This window comes from Aeromicrobium sp. Root472D3 (genome assembly GCF_001426485.1).
GTDB lineage: Bacteria > Actinomycetota > Actinomycetes > Propionibacteriales > Nocardioidaceae > Aeromicrobium.
This window is the reverse complement of the sequence record NZ_LMET01000001.1, coordinates 2,025,115-2,041,639: the sequence shown is the minus strand read 5'-3', so window position 1 is coordinate 2,041,639 and position 16,525 is coordinate 2,025,115. Positions and strand designations below refer to the sequence as shown.

Sequence of the window (16,525 nt, the reverse complement as noted above, 5' to 3'; positions counted from 1 at the left end):
GTATGCCGGGCCGGTCCCGACGGACTTGACCCTGACGTAGCGTGAGGCGGCACCGTCGACCGTGGCCGACACCCCGTCGGCCCGAGGACCGAGACCAGGGAGTGTCATGCACAGGACCGATGACGAGTACCTGATCGGGGACGTGGCGCGGCTGTCGGGCACCACGGTGCGCACGCTGCACCACTACGAGTCGGTCGGGCTGCTCGCGCCGAGTGCGCGGACGTCGGCCGGCTACCGGCTGTACACGCGGGACGACCTGGACCGCCTGACGCGCATCCTGTACTACCGCGACCTGGACTTCGACCTCGAGACCATCACGACGCTGCTCGACGAGTCGGACGACCACGTCGGGCAGCTGCGGCGACAGCACGGTCTGCTGACGGACCGTCTGGCGCGGATCCGGGTGATGGTCGCAGCCCTGGAGAAGGAGATGAGTGCACACATGAACGGGAACGAGCTCACGGCCGAGCAGAAGCTGGAGATCTTCGGCGCCGACTACGACCCCGCGTACGAGGTCGAGGCCGAGCAGCGGTGGGGAGACACCGAGGCGTGGCGCCAGTCGCAGGAGCGCACGGCAGCGTTCACGCCGGACGACTGGCGCCGCATCAAGGCCGACACCGACGCCTTCAACGCCCGCCTGGCCGCTGCGTTCGCGGCGGGTGTGTCGCCCGGCAGCGACGAGGCCGACCGGCTCGCCGAGGAGCACCTGGCGGGCCTGCGGACGTACTACGACGCCGACCACGCGATGCACCGGCAGGTCGCGTCGCTGTACACCGACGACGAGCGGTACGCCCGCCCCTACGAGGAGCTGGCACCCGGTCTGGCGACCTGGCTGCGGGCGGTGATCGACGCCAACGCCGAGCACCACGACTGAGCCGGCCGGCAGACCGTCCGTCGCGTCTCGCGCCCGTCCGCGGGGACGGGGCGCGGCGGGCCCTCAGGCAGCCGAGACCGACACGTCGGGGGCGATCGAGGAGATGCTGGCGATCTGGTCGACCGACGCCTCCTCGAGCTCGAGCATCGCGCTGACGTCGAGCAGGACCTTGGAGAGGGGGACGTCGAGCGCTCCGGCGAGAGCCGCCAGCAGCTCGGAGCTCGCCTCCTTCTGGCCGCGCTCGACCTCGGAGATGTAGCCCAGCGACACCCGGGCCTTGCCCGAGACGTCGCGCAGGGTCAGGCCCTGGGCGATCCGGCGCGCGCGGAGCACCTCACCGACGAGCTGTCGCATCGCGGTCATCGGGCGCCTCCGTCCATCGCTGCCATGTAGTGCTCAACCCCGGACGTGCCGAGATTCTTCCCCCAGCGTAGCGACCAGCCACGACAGCAGCGCATCGACCGTCCCCGCGCGGATCTCGGCCCGGTCGCCCGCCAGCTCGAGGAGCCTCGTCCGGACGCCCGCGGGACCCGCCACGGCGACGTGCACGGTGCCGGCGGGCTTGCCCTCGGCGGGGCCCGGCCCGGCCACCCCGGTCGTCGAGACGCCGTACGTCGCGCCCAGCCGGTCGCGGACGCCGGCGGCCATCGCGGCCGCCACGTCGGCGTCGACCGTGCCGCGCTCGGCGACCAGCGCGGCCGGCACGCCCAGCGCGGACGTCTTGACGTCGGCCGCGTACGCGACGACTCCCCCGCGGACCACGTCGGACGCCCCGGGCACGCCGACCAGCGTCGCGCAGACGAGACCGCCCGTCAGGGACTCGGCCGTCGCGACCGTGGCTCCCGCCGCGCGCAGCGCCTCGACCGCGTCGCCGGCCGTCGTCATGGGTGCGCGGCGGCCTTGGCCTCGCGGCGGATGACCCGGGCGTCGCGGACGTACATGACGCCCGTCACGACCGTCACGGCGACCGCCGCCGCCATGGCGACCCACGTGACGAACAGCAGCAGGTCGGTCAGCGGGTTGTTCCAGATCTCGAACGGCAGGACGAACCCGCCGATCGCGAGCGCCTGCAGCGCGGTCTTGATCTTGCCGCCCTGGCTCGCGGGCATCACGCCGTACTTCTTGATGAAGAACCGCATGACGGTGATGCCCCACTCGCGCACCAGCACCACGATCGTGATGGTCCAGAACAGCCATCCGTACGACTCGTCGGAGAAGATGATCGACAGGCCGACGAACGCCATGCCGGTCAACGCCTTGTCGGCGATCGGGTCGGCGAGCTTGCCGAAGTCGGTGACCAGGTCGTACTTGCGGGCCAGGTCGCCGTCGATGCGGTCGGTGATCATCAGCAGCGCGAACGCGACCCACGCGGCGACGCGGAATCCGATCGACTCGCCGTCGTGCGTCAGCAGCAGCCATCCGAAGAACGGCACGCCCACGATCCGCACGAGCGTCAGGGCGTTCGCGATGTTCAGGTTGCTCGGCTGGGTTGCCCCGTCCATGAGTACCTCTCCTCGGCGCGGCTGGAACGACTCCTCAGTATGCGGCAGCCTCACGGCGGCGCGCCAACTGGATCTCCGCCTCGCCCGGCGAGACGTTCGTGGCGAGGCCCAGCGGCGACGTGTAGAAGCGCAGCCCGTCGGTGCTCACGACCTTGATCCGGGGGTCGTGGCGCACGCCCTCGCGGGGCTCGACCTTGATCTCGCCGAGCTCGCTCCACAGCAGACCGACCCAGCCGTGGTCGGAGCGCAGGCGCACCCCGTGGTCGTCCGCGACGAACAGGGGCGTGCGGGCGTCGCGCAGACCGCGGGCGTGGGTGCCCGCGACCAGCACCAGGACGACGGCCGGCACCGCGAGGAGCGGCTGCTGGCGGTCGTACGCGACCCATCCGAAGCCCGCCGCCAGCGCCAGGCACAGCAGCACCAGCAGCAGGTACAGCCCGGTGCGGCGGCGGATCTCGAAGGCGTCGTCGGTCATCAGCCGACCTGGATCGTCGCGAGGCACTGCTCGAGCTCGTCGGGCTTGATCAGCACGTCACGTGCCTTCGAGCCCTCGCTCGGGCCGACGATGCCGCGGCTCTCCAGGATGTCCATGAGGCGTCCGGCCTTCGCGAAGCCGACGCGCAGCTTGCGCTGCAGCATCGAGGTCGAGCCGAACTGGGTCGTGACGCACAGCTCGATGGCCTGCAGCACGAGGTCCATGTCGTCGCCGATGTCGTCGTCGATCTCGCGCTTGGTGGCCGCGACGGCGGTGACGTCCTCGCGGTACGTCGGCTGCAGCTGCGTCTTGCAGTGCTCGACGATCGTCTGGATCTCGGCCTCGGTGACCCACGCGCCCTGCATGCGCATCGCCTTGTTCTGGCCCATCGGCAGGAACAGTCCGTCGCCCTGCCCGACGAGCTTCTCGGCGCCGGGCTGGTCGAGGATGACCCGGCTGTCGGCCAGCGACGACGTCGCGAACGCCAGACGGCTCGGGACGTTGGCCTTGATCAGGCCCGTCACGACGTCGACGGACGGCCGCTGCGTCGCGAGGATCAGGTGGATGCCGGCGGCTCGCGCGAGCTGCGTGATGCGGACGATCGAGTCCTCGACGTCGCGGGGGGCGACCATCATGAGGTCGGCGAGCTCGTCGACCACCACCAACAGGTACGGGTAGGGCGCCAGCACGCGCTCGCTCATCGGCGGCAGCTGCACCTTGCCGGCGCGCACGGCCTTGTTGAAGTCGTCGATGTGCCGGTAGCCGAAGTTCGCGAGGTCGTCGTAGCGCATGTCCATCTCGCGCACGACCCACTGCAGCGCCTCGGCAGCCTTCTTGGGGTTGGTGATGATCGGCGTGATCAGGTGCGGGACGCCCTCGTACGCCGTCAGCTCGACCCGCTTGGGGTCGACCATGATCATGCGCACCTCCTCGGGGGTCGAGCGCATCAGGATCGACGAGATCATCGAGTTGACGAAGCTCGACTTGCCCGAGCCCGTCGCGCCGGCGACCAGCAGGTGGGGCATCTTGGCGAGGTTGGCCACGACGTAGCCGCCCTCGACGTCCTTGCCGAGGCCGATGACCATGGGGTGGTGGTCGCTGCGCGCCTTGGCGGAGCGCAGGACGTCGCCGAGCGAGACCATCTCCTTGTCGACGTTGGGGATCTCGACGCCGATCGCCGACTTGCCGGGGATCGGGCTGAGGATCCGCACCTCGTTGGACGCCACGGCGTACGCGATGTTCTTGCTCAGCGCCGTGACCTTCTCGACCTTGACCGCGGGGCCGAGCTCGACCTCGTAGCGGGTGACGGTCGGGCCGCGCGTGTAGCCCGTCACGGCGGCGTCGATCTGGAACTGCTCGAGCACCTCGGTGAGGCGCGCGACGACGTCGTCGGACGCCTTGGAGCGCGCCTTGTGCGGCGAGCCCTCGCGCAGCATCGTGCTGTCGGGCAGGGAGTAGACGACGTCGCCCGACAGGGCCAGCTGCTCGGCGCGCGCCGGGATCGGCTCCATGGGCGGCAGCTCGACCTCGGCCTCGGGCTCCGGCTCGTCGTCGTAGGCGTCGAGGTCGGGCACGAACGGCGCGACGGGCTCGGGCTCGAAGACGCGGGCGGGCGCGGGCTCGGTCCGCACGTCGTCGGGGCCGTCGACCAGCGGGTTGTCGTAGGGCTCGTCGGGGGTCGTGCGCGGGTGACGACGCTTGGCGGGCTCGACGGCCGGCTCGGACTCCTCCGCGTCGGCCCTGCGCCCCACGGCGAGGTCGCGCAGCTCGCGCAGGCGGTCGGGCACGGCGTAGACGGGGGTGTTGGTGACCACCAGCACGCCGAAGGCCACGACCAGCACGAGGATCGGCGACACGACGTAGCCGCTCTTGAGCAGGTCCATGGGGATCGCGGAGAACAGGAAGCCGATGGCTCCACCGGCCTCGCGCATCGCGTCGGGGTCGGGGTCGCTGGGACGCGGCACGCCGTGGGCGATGTGGACGAGCCCGAGGATGCCTCCGCTCATGGCGCCCCACCCGATGACCTGACGGCCGACGGGGCCGTTGCGGTCGGGGTGGCGCAGGGTGCGCCACGCGACGACGATCAGCAGGATCGGGACGGCCCAGGCCAGCAGGCCGACGGCGCTGCCGGTGACGTCGCGCACGACGTTGCCGATCGCGCCGGGCATGTCGGACCACACCGAGCCCGCCGCGACGATGCCGAGGGCGAGCAGGGCGAAGCCGATGCCGTCACGCCGCTGCTCGGGATCGAGGTCGCGCGCGCCGTGCCCGATGCTGCGCGCGACGGCACCGACCATGCCGGCCAGGCCGAGCCACAGGGCGGTCGAGGCGCGCAGGAGCGCGGTGAGGACAACGGCAAAGGGACCAGGCCCGGTCTTGGCCGCGGGCTTGCGGGCGGCAGGCTTGCGGGCCTGCGGCTTGCGCTTGCTCGTGGTCGGCTTCTTGCGGGCCTGGCTGCCGGACGGCCGCTTGCGCGGCGGGGAAGTCGTTCGGGTCGCCATGGTCCAAAGGGTAAAGCACAGGTCGAAGGTTGCGCCGCAGGCACGCGGAACGGGTTCCAGCCGACCGGTGGGCTCAGGAGCTGGCGAGGCGGCTGCGCGGCGCCGGATCGGCGGACGTCCAGCCGCCCCGCGAGCGCGCCCGGGCCAGCACGAGCGAGACCAGGCGCGGATCGGCCGGGCCCGCGTCGAGCAGCGGGACGGTGACGACGTCGGCACCCGCGTCGACCATGCGGTCGTGGGCGGCCCCCCGCGTGAGGACGTAGCTCGACACCACGACGCGCCGCCCGTACGCCCTCGCCACGTCGACCGCGTCGGCCAGTGGCGTGTCGGGGCCGCCGAGCGTCCCGACGTGCACCCGCCCGCCCCAGACGGCGCTCAGCAGCCGCGCGGCCTTGCCGACGTCGGAGATCGCGCGGGCGTCGGTGGCGAGGTCGGCCGCCAGGACGATCGTGTCGTCCGAGCGGGCGCCGGCCTCGAAGAGCCGCCGCACGCCGACCTCGGCGAGCACCCAGTCCGGTCCGAGCGGTGCCGTCACCGCCACGGCGGGGTCGAGGTGCGAGGCCTGGACGATCGTGACCCCGACGGGACGGTCGTAGGCCAGCATCAGCGGCACGACGGCGCGTGGGCCCGCGGTCTCGCCGATCACCTCGGCGATGCCGGGCTCCTGGACGTCGACGAACGCGTCGACGACGTCGAGGTCGCTCGCCTCGCGCCGCACGGCGTTGACGAGCCCCGCGAGCGCCGAGCGCCCGCGGGGATCCTGCGAGCCGTGGGCGCACAGGACGAGTCGGCGATTCACACGCTCCCCCGCAGCCGGCCGACCGCGGAACCCGAGACGTCCGCGGTGGTCACCGTGCCGCACGGATGCGCAGCTGCCGACGGAACACCCCCGTTGGTTCCGCCGGCAGCTCGCACCCCGCTGGTGGCGACCGGTCGCCCGAGGTGCGGCGCCGTTGCGTGAACGGCGTCCGATCGGGCCGGGGCCGTCGGGGTCACATCGACCAGCATGTGCACCCCCTCGACCGTCGGACCGGTGTCTCCCCACCAGCACCTCCAGCCTCACCGACGGCTGTTTCGAGGTCGTTAACTCAGGTGCCGGATTTGGTTACAACTGGGTCCGCGGACGCGCGCGGCGGTCCGCCGGCCGACCAGTCGAGGCCCTCGGCCGCCTCGGCGAACCGGTCGAGGACGAGCGAGACGAGCTCGTCGGCGACGGGCCCGCCGTCGAGCAGGGGCCCCGTCACGAGGTCGGCGCCGCACCGTTGCATGCGGCCCTGGAAGAAGCCCGGCGCCATGAGGTACGAGACGATGACGACCCTCCGCCCGGGCCGTTCGCGGGTCGCCGCGCGGACCACGTCGGCCATGGGCGTGCCGGAGCCGCCGACGTGGCCGACCGCCACCGGGGCGCCCCAGGCGGCGGCGAGCCGCTCGGCCGCCTCGTCGATGCTGCCTAGGGCGTCGGCGTCGGTCGAGCCGGCCGAACCGAGCAGGACGACGTCGTCGCGCGTGGCCCCGACCTGCGCCAGGCGACGCAGCATGACGTCCGTCAGGCGGTCGTCGGCGCCGAGGGTGCCCGCCGCGACGACCCACTCGCGCCGGGCCGCGCCGTTGATGTCGACGCGCACGTGGAAGCCGGGTGCGAGCAGGAGCGGGACGACGACCGCCAGGCCGTCGACGAGGTCAAGGGCCGTGTCGACACGTGGCAGCTGGACGTCGACGAACGCCTCGCGCACGTCGAGGTGCGGCGCCGCCTCGCCCACCGCGTCGACGAGCGCCGTGATCGCGCTCTGGGCCGCCGCGACGTCGGTCCCGTGGCTCGTGGCCACCAGGGCGATGGTCGTCATGGCGTGACCTCCTCGCTGACGGCGAGGCGGTAGCCGCGCTTGACGACGGTCTGGACGAGCGGACGTCCGGCGGCCTCGCGCAGCCGTGCGACGGCGACCTCGGCCGAGTGCGGGTCGTCCGACTCCCCCGGCAGGACGGCCAGGAGCTCCTCGCGCGACCGGACCACGCCCGGCTCACAGACCAGCAGCCGCAGGATCGCCATGCCGCTGGGCGACACCGGCAGCACGACGTGGTCGAGCGTCGCGGCGGTCGCCCGCACCCGCAGGGCGCCGGACGCCGTGGCCACCCCCACCGAGGCGTCGCCGAGGTGCATCACGAGCAGGCGCACGAGCGCGCCGAGCCGCGCGCGCTCGGGCAGCAGCGGGTTGAACCCGGCGCTCCTCAACGGATCGGCCGTGACGTGCCCGACGGCGGCGAGCACGAGGCGTCGCTCCTGCTCGAGCCGCTTGAGGTCGTCCTCGACCCCGCTCGCGCGCACCGCCGACAACCACGCCGAGGCACCCGGCGCGGACGTGAACACAACCGAGTCGTAGGTTCCGGCCGCCGCGTCGCGGACCGACCGCTCGACCGCGGCCGGGTCGGGCGGCGGGCCCCAGCGGTAGACGACCAGGCCGAACGGACGTCCGCCCGCCGCCGCGAGCCGCTTCTCGAGCCCGTCGTCGCCGGCCCCGTGGTGCTGCACCGCGATCGACAGGCCGTCGACGCCCTCGGCGACCAGGAAGTCGGCGATCTCGGCCGAGGTCTCGGACTCCGCGACCCAGTCGGGGGTCAGGCCCGCGGCCTGCAGGGCACCACGTGCCTTGGGCCCTCGGGCCACGAGACGCACGCCCTGCAGTGCCTCGACCAGCTCGTGGCCGATGCCCGCGGCCTCGGCGGTGTCGAGCCAGCCGCGGAACCCGATGCCCGTCGTCACGACGACCACGTCGGTGCCCGTCGCGATCATCTGTCGGGTCTGGGCCAGCAGCGTGTCCTCGTCGATGTGCGACTCGACGCCGAGCGACGCCGCCACCGTGACTTCGGCTCCCCGGCGGCCGAGGGCCAGCGACAGGTCGGACGCCCGGCGCTGCGCCGTCACGAGGACCCGGGTGCCGGCGAGCACCGGCCCGAGAGCCGTCACGCCGTCCCGCTCCCGATCTCGACCCAGCCGTCGACGACCCGCACGGGCCACGAGCGCAGGGCGACCGACGCGTCGTCGAGGCAGTGCCCCGTCGCGAGGTCGAACGTCTGCTTGTGCATCGGCGACGCGACCGTCGGGACGCCCCCGCGGCTGCCGACGAGCCCTCGGGCCATGACGTTGGCGCCGCTGAACGGGTCGTGGTGGTCGACGGCGTGGACGTCGCCGGAGCCGCCGAGCCGGAACACCGCGACCTGGTGGCCGTCGACGAGCGCCGCGGCGCCGCGGTCGGGCACGAGCGCGTCGAGCCGGCAGATCCGCGTCCAGCCCGTCGTCGTCGCCGTCGTGGTCGCCGTGGTCGTCATGCCGTCACCTCCGTCGTGGTCCGCACCGGGATGCTCGCGCCGGCGATCAGCACGGCACGCTCCGCCTCGTCGGCCGGACGTCGCTGGCCGCGCTCCTCAACATAGGCGAGGTCGGGATCCGGCGTGTCGGGGGCGTTCACGAACGACGCGAACCGCTGCAGCTTCTGCTCGTCGGCGAGCGTCGCGGCCCACTCGTCCTCGTAGTCGTCGACGTGCGAGGCCATCGCGGCGTCGAGGTCGGCTCCGATGCCGAGGCTGTCGTCGAGCACCACGGCGCGGACCGCGTCGATGCCCCCCTCGACCGACTCGAGCCACGGCGCGGTGCGCTGCAGCCGGTCGGCGGTGCGCACGTAGTACATCAGGAAGCGGTCGATGGCCCGGACCAGCTCGTCGGTCGTCAGGTCCTCGGCGAACAGCTGGGCGTGCCGGGGCGTGAACCCCCCGTTGCCGCCGACGTACATGTTCCAGCCCCGGTCGGTCGCGATGACGCCGACGTCCTTGCCGCGGGCCTCGGCGCACTCGCGCGCGCAGCCCGAGACGCCCAGCTTGATCTTGTGCGGCGACCGCAGCCCGCGGTAGCGCAGCTCGAGGTCGATCGCGAGCGTCGTGGAGTCCTGCACCCCGTAGCGGCACCACGACTGACCGACGCACGACTTCACGGTGCGCAACGACTTGCCGTACGCCTGGCCCGACTCGAACCCCGCGTCGACGAGCCGCTTCCAGATCGCGGGCAGCTGCTCGATGCGCGCGCCGAACAGGTCGATGCGCTGACCGCCCGTGATCTTGGTGTACAGGCCGTATTCGACCGCGACCTGCCCGATCGCGACGAGCCCCTCCGGCGTCACCTCGCCCCCGGGGATGCGCGGGACCACCGAGTACGTGCCGTCCTTCTGCAGGTTGGCCATGACGTGGTCGTTGGTGTCCTGCAGCGCCGCGTTCTCGCCGTCGAGCACGTGCCCGTGGCGCAGGGTCGACAGGATCGAGGCCGCGACGGGACGGCAGATGTCGCAGCCCTGGCCCGTGCCGTGCTGGGCGACGAGCTCGCTGAACGTCGAGATCTCGCTGACCCGGACGATGTCGAACAGCTGGGCACGGGTGACCGCGAAGTGCTCGCACAGGGCGTTGCTGACCTCGATGCCGGCTTCGGCGAGCTGGACGTCGACGAGCTTCTTGACCAGCGACACGCACGACCCGCAGCTCGTGCCGGCCTTGGTGCAGGCCTTGACGCCGGCCAGGTCGGTGCAGCCCTGCTCGGTGACGGCGCAGCGGACCTGACCGGCCGTGACGTTGTTGCACGAGCAGACGGTGACGTCGTCGGGCAGCGCCGCGCCCGCCCCCGGCGCCTCCGTGCCCTCGGGCAGGAGCCAACCCGTCGGGTCGCTGCCCAGCGCGCGACCCACCATGGGCCGCAGGTTCGTGTACGCGCCGGCGTCGCCGACCAGCATGCCGCCCAGCAGCGTCTGCGCGTCGTCGCTCATGACGAGCTTCTTGTAGACGCCCGCCGTCGGGTCGGCGTAGACGACCTCGAGGCTGCCGCTGGTCGCCGCGAACGCGTCGCCGAAGCTCGCGACGTCGACGCCGAGCAGCTTGAGCTTGGTCGAGAGGTCGGCTCCGTCGAACGTCGCGGTACCGCCGAGCAGGCGGTCGGCGACGACCTCGGCCATCGTGTAGCCCGGGCCGACCAGCCCCCACACACGTCCGGCGATCTGCGCGACCTCGCCGATCGCGAAGATCGAGTCGTCGCTCGTCAGGCAGCCGGGATCGGCCACCACGCCGCCCCGCTCCCCCACCTCGAGCCCGCTCGACCGGGCCAGCTCGTCGCGCGGCCGCACGCCGGTCGCGAACACGACGACGTCGGCGGCGATCCGCTCGCCGTCGGCGAACTGCATGCGCGCCACCTTGCCGTCACGGCCCGCCTTGAGCCTGGAGGTCGCCGTCGAGGTGCGCACCGAGACGCCCAGCTGCTCGATGATGCGGCGCAGCGCGCCGCCACCGGCGCGATCGACCTGCAGCGGCATGAGCCACTCGGCGAACTCGACGACCGTCGTGTCGGCGCCGAGCGCCGTCAGGGCCCCGGCCGCCTCGAGACCCAGCAGGCCCCCGCCGACGACGGCTCCCCTGACCTTCCGGCCGAGGGCGGCCTCCCGGTCGAGCACCCACTGCCGCAGCTCGGCGACGTCGTCGACCGTCCGGTACACGAAGCAGCCCGGCAGGTCGGCGCCGTCGACGGGTGGCACCGTGGCGTACGAGCCCGTGGCCAGCACGAGCCGGTCGTAGTCGAACGTCGTGCCGCGGGCGTGCAGCTGCTTGGCCTCGCGGTCGATGCGGCTGACGACCGAGCCGCGGTACAGGCGCACTCCGGGACGGCGCCACAGGCTGCCATCGCCCAGCAGGAGGTCCTCGGGGTCGCGGTCCGAGAAGAACGACGTCAGGGCGACGCGGTCGTACGGCGGACGCGTCTCGTCGCCGAACACCTCGATGTCCCACGTCCGGTCGGCCCCGCGCTCGACGAGGGCCTCGACGAGCCGGTGGGCGACCATGCCCGCTCCGACGACGGCGAGCTTCTGCTTGGCGCCTCGCGAGGCGTGCTGATCGATCGTCATGTCCCGACGGTAGGAACGGCGTGTGTCATGACGGCGATGCGCGTGTTACCTCGTCGGAACGTTTGTCTCACGGACCTCGTCGGACCCGTGTGAGACGGGTGCGGGATCGGTCGTCCGCAACCAGTCGACGATGCCGCAGACGAGCTGCGTGCAGCCGCCGCAGCCCGTCGTCGCGAGCGTCGCGCCCGCCAGCGACGCGACCGACGTCGCTCCGGTGTCCCAGGCGCGCACGAGGTCGCCCTTCGTGACGCCGTTGCACCGGCACACCGTCGTCGCCGCCGGCATCGTGGTCGGCGAGGAGCTCTCGGCGGCCCCGGACGTCGAGGCACCCATCAGCAGCTGCATCGGGTCGGCCGGCAGCATGCCGGGGCGGTCGAACTGCGTCGACAGGTACGACGCGAGGTCGGGCGAGCCGACGCACGTCACGCCGACGAGGGTGTCGCCGCGCGTCACGAGCTCGACGTGCCGGTGCGCCCGCCGGTCCGACAGCGAGACCACCCGGTCGTCGGGACCGGCCGTCGACGACCGCACGCCCATCGTCACGACGCTCATGCCGACGGCCTTCAGACGCATCGCGGACCCCGCGATCGGGGGAAGGCCGACCTCCTCGCCGCGGGCGATGCTCCGGGCGAGCGCACGGGCCTGGTCCCACCCGGGCGCGACGAGTCCGCTGACGCCGGCGGGCGTCTCGGCGCAGTCGCCGATCGCGAACACGGACGGGTCGCTGGTGCGCAGGCCGTCGTCGACGACGACGCCCACGTTCGTCTCGAGGCCGGCCTCGGCGGCCAGCGCCGTGTCGGGGGCCGATCCGCAGGCCAGCACGACCAGCTCGGCCGGCAGGCCGCGTCCGTCGTCGAGGCGCACGGCGTCGACGCGCCCCTCCCGCACCCCGACCGAGGCGAGGGCCGCGCCCGTCACGACGTCGATGCCGAGCGTCCCGGCGTGGTCGGCGACGACCCGGGCGACCTCGGGGTCGAGGTCGCGTCCCAGCACGCCGGCCGACGAGGCGACGAGCGCGACGCCGACACCGCGGTGGCGCAGGGCGCACGCCGTCTCGAGGCCCAGCGGACCCGCGCCGACGACGACGGCGTGGGACGCGTTGAGCGCGGCGGCGGTGATGTCGCGCGCGTCGTCGAGCCGGCGCACCACGTGCACGCCCCGCGGCAGCCCGTCGCGCAGCCCCGCGACGTCCACGACACGGGCGCGCGCCCCCGTCGCGAGCACCAGCACGTCGTAGTCGAAGTCGCCGTCGGCGGTCACGACGGTGCGTCGCGCGCGGTCGATCCCGAGCGCCCGCACCCCCGCGCGCACCCGCACGCGCCCGCTGTCGGGGGTCGGGAGCGTCAGGCCCGCCAGGTCGATCCGGCCGGCCACCAGCTCGGTCAGCATGACGCGGTTGTACGGCTCGTACGACTCGTCGCCCAGCACGTCGACCTCGACGTGCGGCGCGAGACGGCCCAGCTCGTCGGCGAACCGGTTGCCGACCATGCCGGCGCCGACCACGACGACCCGCGTGCCGCTCACGCGCCGGCCCTCGCGACCTGCACGGCGCAGACCTTGAACTCGGGCATGCCGGAGACCGGGTCGGTGGCCGCGTTCGTCACGGCGTTGACCATGCCGTCGCCGGCGAAGTGGAACGGCACGAAGACCGTGTCGGGCCGGATGTCGGCGCTGATGCGGGCCTGCGCGACCATCGTGCCGCGCTTCGAGGTGATCCGGACGTCCTCGACGCCCTCCAGCCCGAGCCGTGACGCCAGCACGGGGTTGATCTCGACGTACGCGCACGGCATCGAGTCGTTGAGCCGCGCGACACGGCGCGTCTGGGCGCCCGACTGGTAGTGCTGCAGCACGCGGCCGGTCACGAGCCACACGGGCGCCTCGGCGCGCAACGGCTCGTCGGGGCCGACGGCCCGCACCGCCACCATTCGCGCGCGGCCCGACGGGGTCGGGAACGCGTCGGCGAACAGTCGTGGGGTGCCGGGGTGCTGCTCGTCGGGACACGGCCAGTAGAGCGCCTCCCCCGCGTCGAGGCGGTCGTACGAGATGCCGGCGTAGTCGGCCCGGCCGCCCGCGCTCGCGCGCCGCAGCTCGTCGTAGACCTCGCGCGGGTCGGTCGACCACGTGCCGGGTGCGTCGAGCCGGGCGGCGAGCTCGGCGAACACCTCGAGCTCGGACCGGACGCCGGGCGGGGGTGCGACGGCCCGGCGACGACGCAGCACACGTCCCTCGAGACCCGTCATCGTGCCCTCCTCCTCGGCCCACTGCGTGACCGGCAGGACGTAGTCGGCCAGCATCGCGGTCTCGGACGGCACGAAGTCGCACACCACGACCAGGTCGAGCGCCTCGACGCGACGCCGGACGACGTCCGCGTCGGGCGCGCTGACCAGGAGGTTGCTGCCGTGCACGAACAGCGCCCGGGGGCCGCCGGGCTGCCCCAGGCTCGTCAGCAGCTCGACGGCGGGGACGCCCGGTCCGGGGATCACGTCGGGGTCGACGCCCCACACCGCCGCGACGTGCTCACGTGCCGCCGGGTCGGCGATCATGCGGTACCCGGGCAGCTGGTCGGCCTTCTGGCCGTGCTCGCGCCCGCCCTGGCCGTTGCCCTGACCCGTGATGGCGCCGTAGCCGCCTCGCTCGGCGCCGACGAGGCCCAGGGCCAGCGCCAGGTTGATGACCGCCGTGACGGTGTCGGTGCCGTCGGCGTGCTGCTCGGAGCCGCGTCCGGTCAGGAGGAAGGCACCGCGCCCGCCGCGGTGGGGGCTCGCGTGCGCCAGCGTGCGGGCGATGCGACGCAGCTGGGTCTCCGGCACCCCGGTCGTCGCGGCGACGCGCTCGGGCCACCACTCCGCGACGCTGCGCCGGACGTCCTCGACCCCGTCGACCCGGGCGGCGAGGTACGCGTCGTCGGCGAGGCCCTCGGCCAGCACGACGTGCAGCAGGCCGAGCGCCAGCACGAGGTCGGTGCCCGGGACGAGCTGCACGTGCTCGCCGGCGCCGTCGTCGGTCAGCCGCGCGGTGGCGCTGCGGCGCGGGTCGACCACGACGAGCCCTCCCCGCTCCCGCACCGGCCCGAGGTGCTGGACGGCGGGCGGCATGGTGTCGGCGAGGTTGCTGCCGAACAGCACCACGACGTCCGCGTCGGCGACGTCGGTCAGCGGGAACGGCAGGCCGCGGTCGATGCCGAGCGAGCGGTTGGCGGCGGCCGCCGCCGACGACATGCAGAAGCGCCCGTTGTAGTCGATGTGGCGGGTGCGCAGCGCCAGCCGCGCGAACTTGCCGAGCTGGTAGGCCTTCTCGTTGGTCAGCCCGCCGCCGCCGAACACCGCGATCGCGTCGGACCCGTCCTGCTGGCTGATCGCCCGCACGCGGGCCGCGATCTCGTCGAGCGCGACCTCCCAGCTCACCACCTCGAAGCCGCCGTCGGCGACCCGTCGCAGCGGCGACGTGATGCGATCGGGCACCCGCAGCACGTCGGCGCTCGTCCACCCCTTCTGGCACATGCCGCCGACGTTGGTCGGGAACGCCCGGGCCGCGACCGACACGGGGTCGCCGGCCGTCACGACCTGGGCGCACTGCAGGGCGCAGTAGGGGCAGTGGGTGTCGGTCATGCGGTGCTAGACCCCCGCCTTCGCCATGACCGAGCGCGGCCGCAGGTAGAACACCCAGGTGACCGCGAGGCACACGACGTAGAAGACCGTGAACACCACGAAGGCGCTCTTGACGGCGTCCACGGGGTCCGAGATCCACGGGGCGCTGAACGTGATCGGGATCAGGAAGCCGCCGAGGGCCCCGATCGCCCCGGCGATGCCGATGACGGCGGAGGCCTCCTTGGTGGTGCGACGCTCGGCCGCCACGCGCTCGGGCGACCCGTCGGGACCGGCCTGCGTCGCGTACGCCTTCCAGATCAGCGGGATCATGCGGTACGTCGAGCCGTTGCCGATGCCCGTCGCCGCGAACACCAGCAGGAACGCGGCCAGGAACCACGGGAAGACGTCGGAGTTGTGGTCGACGGCCGCGCGGACCGCGTCGGAGTACTGGAACGTCGCCGGATCGGGCGCGGGGGCGCCGGCAGGAGCCTTCGGCACCGGGTCGAGCGCCGCGAGCGACACCATGACGAGCACGGTGCCGACGATCATCCCGACGAACGCGAGCAGGGTGACGCGCGCCCCGCCGAGCCGGTCGGCCATCCAGCCGCCCAGCGGACGCATCAGCGAGCCCACGAGTGCCCCGAGGAAGCCGTAGAACGCGAAGTTGATGCCGATGCCGGGGATCGTGGGGACCGGCTGGTTGAAGAAGTTGATCTTGATCAGCAGCGGCATGGCGGCGGAGTAGCCGATGAACGAGCCGAACGTGCCGATGTACAGGAACGACATGACCCACGTGTGCCGGTAGCGGACGACCGCGAGCTGCTCGCGCGGCCTCGAGTACGCCGCCGACAGGTTGTTCATGAAGAAGTACGCGGTCAGGGCCGCGACGACGGCCAGCGCCGCGTAGAGGTAGCCGACACGCTCCAGCACGATGCCGCTCTCGCTGGCCTTCACCAGGCCGAACGCGCCTGCTCCGCCCACGATGATCGGCAGGAAGAACTGGATCACCGCGACGCCGAGGTTGCCGCCCGCGGCGTTGAGGCCCAGCGCCGTGCCCTTGAGCCGTGCCGGGAAGAAGAAGTTGATGCTGGCCATCGACGACGCGAAGTTGCCGCCGCCGACGCCGGCGGTCGCCGCGATGACGACGAAGACCCAGTAGGGCGTCTCGGGCCGCTGCACGAAGTACGCGAACAGCAGCGTCGGCACCACGAGCATCAGGGCGCTGAACACCGCGAAGTTGCGCCCGCCGAACTTCGGGACCGCGAACGTGTAGGGCAGACGCAGCAGCGAGCCGACGAGGTTCGGCACCGCGATGAGCCAGAACAGCTGCAGCGGCGAGAACGCGAAGCCCACCTTGGCCAGCAGCGCCGCAGCCGCGCTCCACAGCAGCCAGACCGAGAAGCCGAGGTGCTCGCCGAACACCGACCAGACGAGGTTGCGGCGGGCGACCCGGTGGCCCCCGGCCTGCCACTGGGCGGGGTCCTCCGGGTCCCACTCGTCGATCCAGCGACCGGTGCGGCGTCGCGTCGCGGGAGGCGGGGCCGACTGCTGGTCGGGAGGGCTGGTGACGGTGCTGGTCATGGGACGCTCCGGAGGTCGGCGACCCGGCGGCGTGCCGGATCTCGTGCGACCGAACCTAGGGAGCGCGTGTTTCGACCG

The 16,525-nt window shown here is 73.1% G+C and carries 14 protein-coding genes; 1 reads left to right on the top strand and 13 read right to left on the bottom strand.

The window, feature by feature from the left end:
* Window positions 1–106 precede the first annotated feature (106 nt).
* Window positions 107–874: a MerR family transcriptional regulator gene (locus ASD10_RS10025; RefSeq protein ID WP_056607839.1), complete on the top strand. Its 768-nt coding sequence runs from the start codon at window positions 107–109 to the stop codon at window positions 872–874.
* Between the two features lie 63 nt (window positions 875–937).
* On the opposite strand, the gene ASD10_RS10020 is transcribed toward ASD10_RS10025, so the two are convergent.
* The 13 genes from ASD10_RS10020 to ASD10_RS09960 form a co-directional block, all read right to left on the bottom strand.
* Window positions 938–1,237: a helix-turn-helix domain-containing protein gene (locus tag ASD10_RS10020; RefSeq protein ID WP_056607837.1), complete on the bottom strand. Its 300-nt coding sequence runs from the start codon at window positions 1,235–1,237 to the stop codon at window positions 938–940.
* Between the two features lie 33 nt (window positions 1,238–1,270).
* On the bottom strand, window positions 1,271–1,759 hold the full coding sequence (locus tag ASD10_RS10015; protein ID WP_056607836.1) for a CinA family protein: 489 nt from the start codon (window positions 1,757–1,759) through the stop codon (window positions 1,271–1,273).
* Entirely contained in the window at window positions 1,756–2,376 is a 621-nt protein-coding gene (locus tag ASD10_RS10010) for a CDP-alcohol phosphatidyltransferase family protein (RefSeq protein WP_056607834.1), read from the bottom strand. Before ASD10_RS10010 ends, ASD10_RS10015 begins: the two co-directional genes overlap by 4 nt.
* 34 nt (window positions 2,377–2,410) lie before the next feature.
* Window positions 2,411–2,851, bottom strand: a complete 441-nt coding sequence (locus tag ASD10_RS10005) for a hypothetical protein (protein ID WP_056607832.1) — start codon at window positions 2,849–2,851, stop codon at window positions 2,411–2,413.
* Window positions 2,851–5,352, bottom strand: a complete 2,502-nt coding sequence (locus ASD10_RS10000) for a DNA translocase FtsK (RefSeq protein ID WP_082556132.1) — start codon at window positions 5,350–5,352, stop codon at window positions 2,851–2,853. The genes ASD10_RS10005 and ASD10_RS10000 overlap by 1 nt, the downstream gene beginning before the upstream one ends.
* Before the next feature lie 73 nt (window positions 5,353–5,425).
* Window positions 5,426–6,151 carry a sirohydrochlorin chelatase gene (locus tag ASD10_RS09995; RefSeq protein WP_056607830.1) on the bottom strand — a complete coding sequence of 242 codons (726 nt, stop codon included), beginning with the start codon at window positions 6,149–6,151 and terminating at the stop codon, window positions 5,426–5,428.
* Window positions 6,152–6,440: 289 nt separating this feature from the next.
* On the bottom strand, window positions 6,441–7,196 hold the full coding sequence (locus ASD10_RS09990) for a sirohydrochlorin chelatase (protein WP_056607828.1): 756 nt from the start codon (window positions 7,194–7,196) through the stop codon (window positions 6,441–6,443).
* Window positions 7,193–8,314 carry a uroporphyrinogen-III synthase gene (locus ASD10_RS09985; RefSeq protein ID WP_235501803.1) on the bottom strand — a complete coding sequence of 374 codons (1,122 nt, stop codon included), beginning with the start codon at window positions 8,312–8,314 and terminating at the stop codon, window positions 7,193–7,195. Before ASD10_RS09985 ends, ASD10_RS09990 begins: the two co-directional genes overlap by 4 nt.
* Window positions 8,311–8,676 carry a nitrite reductase small subunit NirD gene (nirD, locus tag ASD10_RS09980; protein ID WP_056607826.1) on the bottom strand — a complete coding sequence of 122 codons (366 nt, stop codon included), beginning with the start codon at window positions 8,674–8,676 and terminating at the stop codon, window positions 8,311–8,313. The genes ASD10_RS09985 and nirD overlap by 4 nt, the downstream gene beginning before the upstream one ends.
* Window positions 8,673–11,279, bottom strand: coding sequence for a nitrite reductase large subunit NirB (gene nirB / locus ASD10_RS09975; RefSeq protein ID WP_056607825.1), 2,607 nt, complete (start codon window positions 11,277–11,279; stop codon window positions 8,673–8,675). The genes nirD and nirB overlap by 4 nt, the downstream gene beginning before the upstream one ends.
* 45 nt (window positions 11,280–11,324) lie before the next feature.
* On the bottom strand, window positions 11,325–12,803 hold the full coding sequence (locus ASD10_RS09970) for an FAD-dependent oxidoreductase (protein WP_056607823.1): 1,479 nt from the start codon (window positions 12,801–12,803) through the stop codon (window positions 11,325–11,327).
* Window positions 12,800–14,887 (bottom strand): molybdopterin oxidoreductase family protein, encoded by a 2,088-nt coding sequence (locus ASD10_RS09965; RefSeq protein ID WP_056607820.1) that lies wholly within the window; start codon window positions 14,885–14,887, stop codon window positions 12,800–12,802. Before ASD10_RS09965 ends, ASD10_RS09970 begins: the two co-directional genes overlap by 4 nt.
* A gap of 6 nt (window positions 14,888–14,893) precedes the next feature.
* A complete protein-coding gene (locus ASD10_RS09960) occupies window positions 14,894–16,447 on the bottom strand; it encodes an MFS transporter (RefSeq protein WP_056607819.1) in 1,554 nt (517 codons plus the stop codon).
* Window positions 16,448–16,525 lie beyond the last annotated feature (78 nt).

Bases quoted from the DNA above. Each gene is read 5' to 3' on its own strand.
- ASD10_RS10025 (WP_056607839.1), top strand. From the start codon at position 107: ATGCACAGGACCGATGACGAGTACCTGATCGGGGACGTGGCGCGGCTG.
- ASD10_RS10020 (WP_056607837.1), bottom strand. From the start codon at position 1,237: ATGACCGCGATGCGACAGCTCGTCGGTGAGGTGCTCCGCGCGCGCCGG.
- ASD10_RS10015 (WP_056607836.1), bottom strand. From the start codon at position 1,759: ATGACGACGGCCGGCGACGCGGTCGAGGCGCTGCGCGCGGCGGGAGCC.
- ASD10_RS10010 (WP_056607834.1), bottom strand. From the start codon at position 2,376: ATGGACGGGGCAACCCAGCCGAGCAACCTGAACATCGCGAACGCCCTG.
- ASD10_RS10005 (WP_056607832.1), bottom strand. From the start codon at position 2,851: ATGACCGACGACGCCTTCGAGATCCGCCGCCGCACCGGGCTGTACCTG.
- ASD10_RS10000 (WP_082556132.1), bottom strand. From the start codon at position 5,352: ATGGCGACCCGAACGACTTCCCCGCCGCGCAAGCGGCCGTCCGGCAGC.
- ASD10_RS09990 (WP_056607828.1), bottom strand. From the start codon at position 7,196: ATGACGACCATCGCCCTGGTGGCCACGAGCCACGGGACCGACGTCGCG.
- nirD (WP_056607826.1), bottom strand. From the start codon at position 8,676: ATGACGACCACGGCGACCACGACGGCGACGACGACGGGCTGGACGCGG.
- nirB (WP_056607825.1), bottom strand. From the start codon at position 11,279: ATGACGATCGATCAGCACGCCTCGCGAGGCGCCAAGCAGAAGCTCGCC.
- ASD10_RS09965 (WP_056607820.1), bottom strand. From the start codon at position 14,887: ATGACCGACACCCACTGCCCCTACTGCGCCCTGCAGTGCGCCCAGGTC.
- ASD10_RS09960 (WP_056607819.1), bottom strand. From the start codon at position 16,447: ATGACCAGCACCGTCACCAGCCCTCCCGACCAGCAGTCGGCCCCGCCT.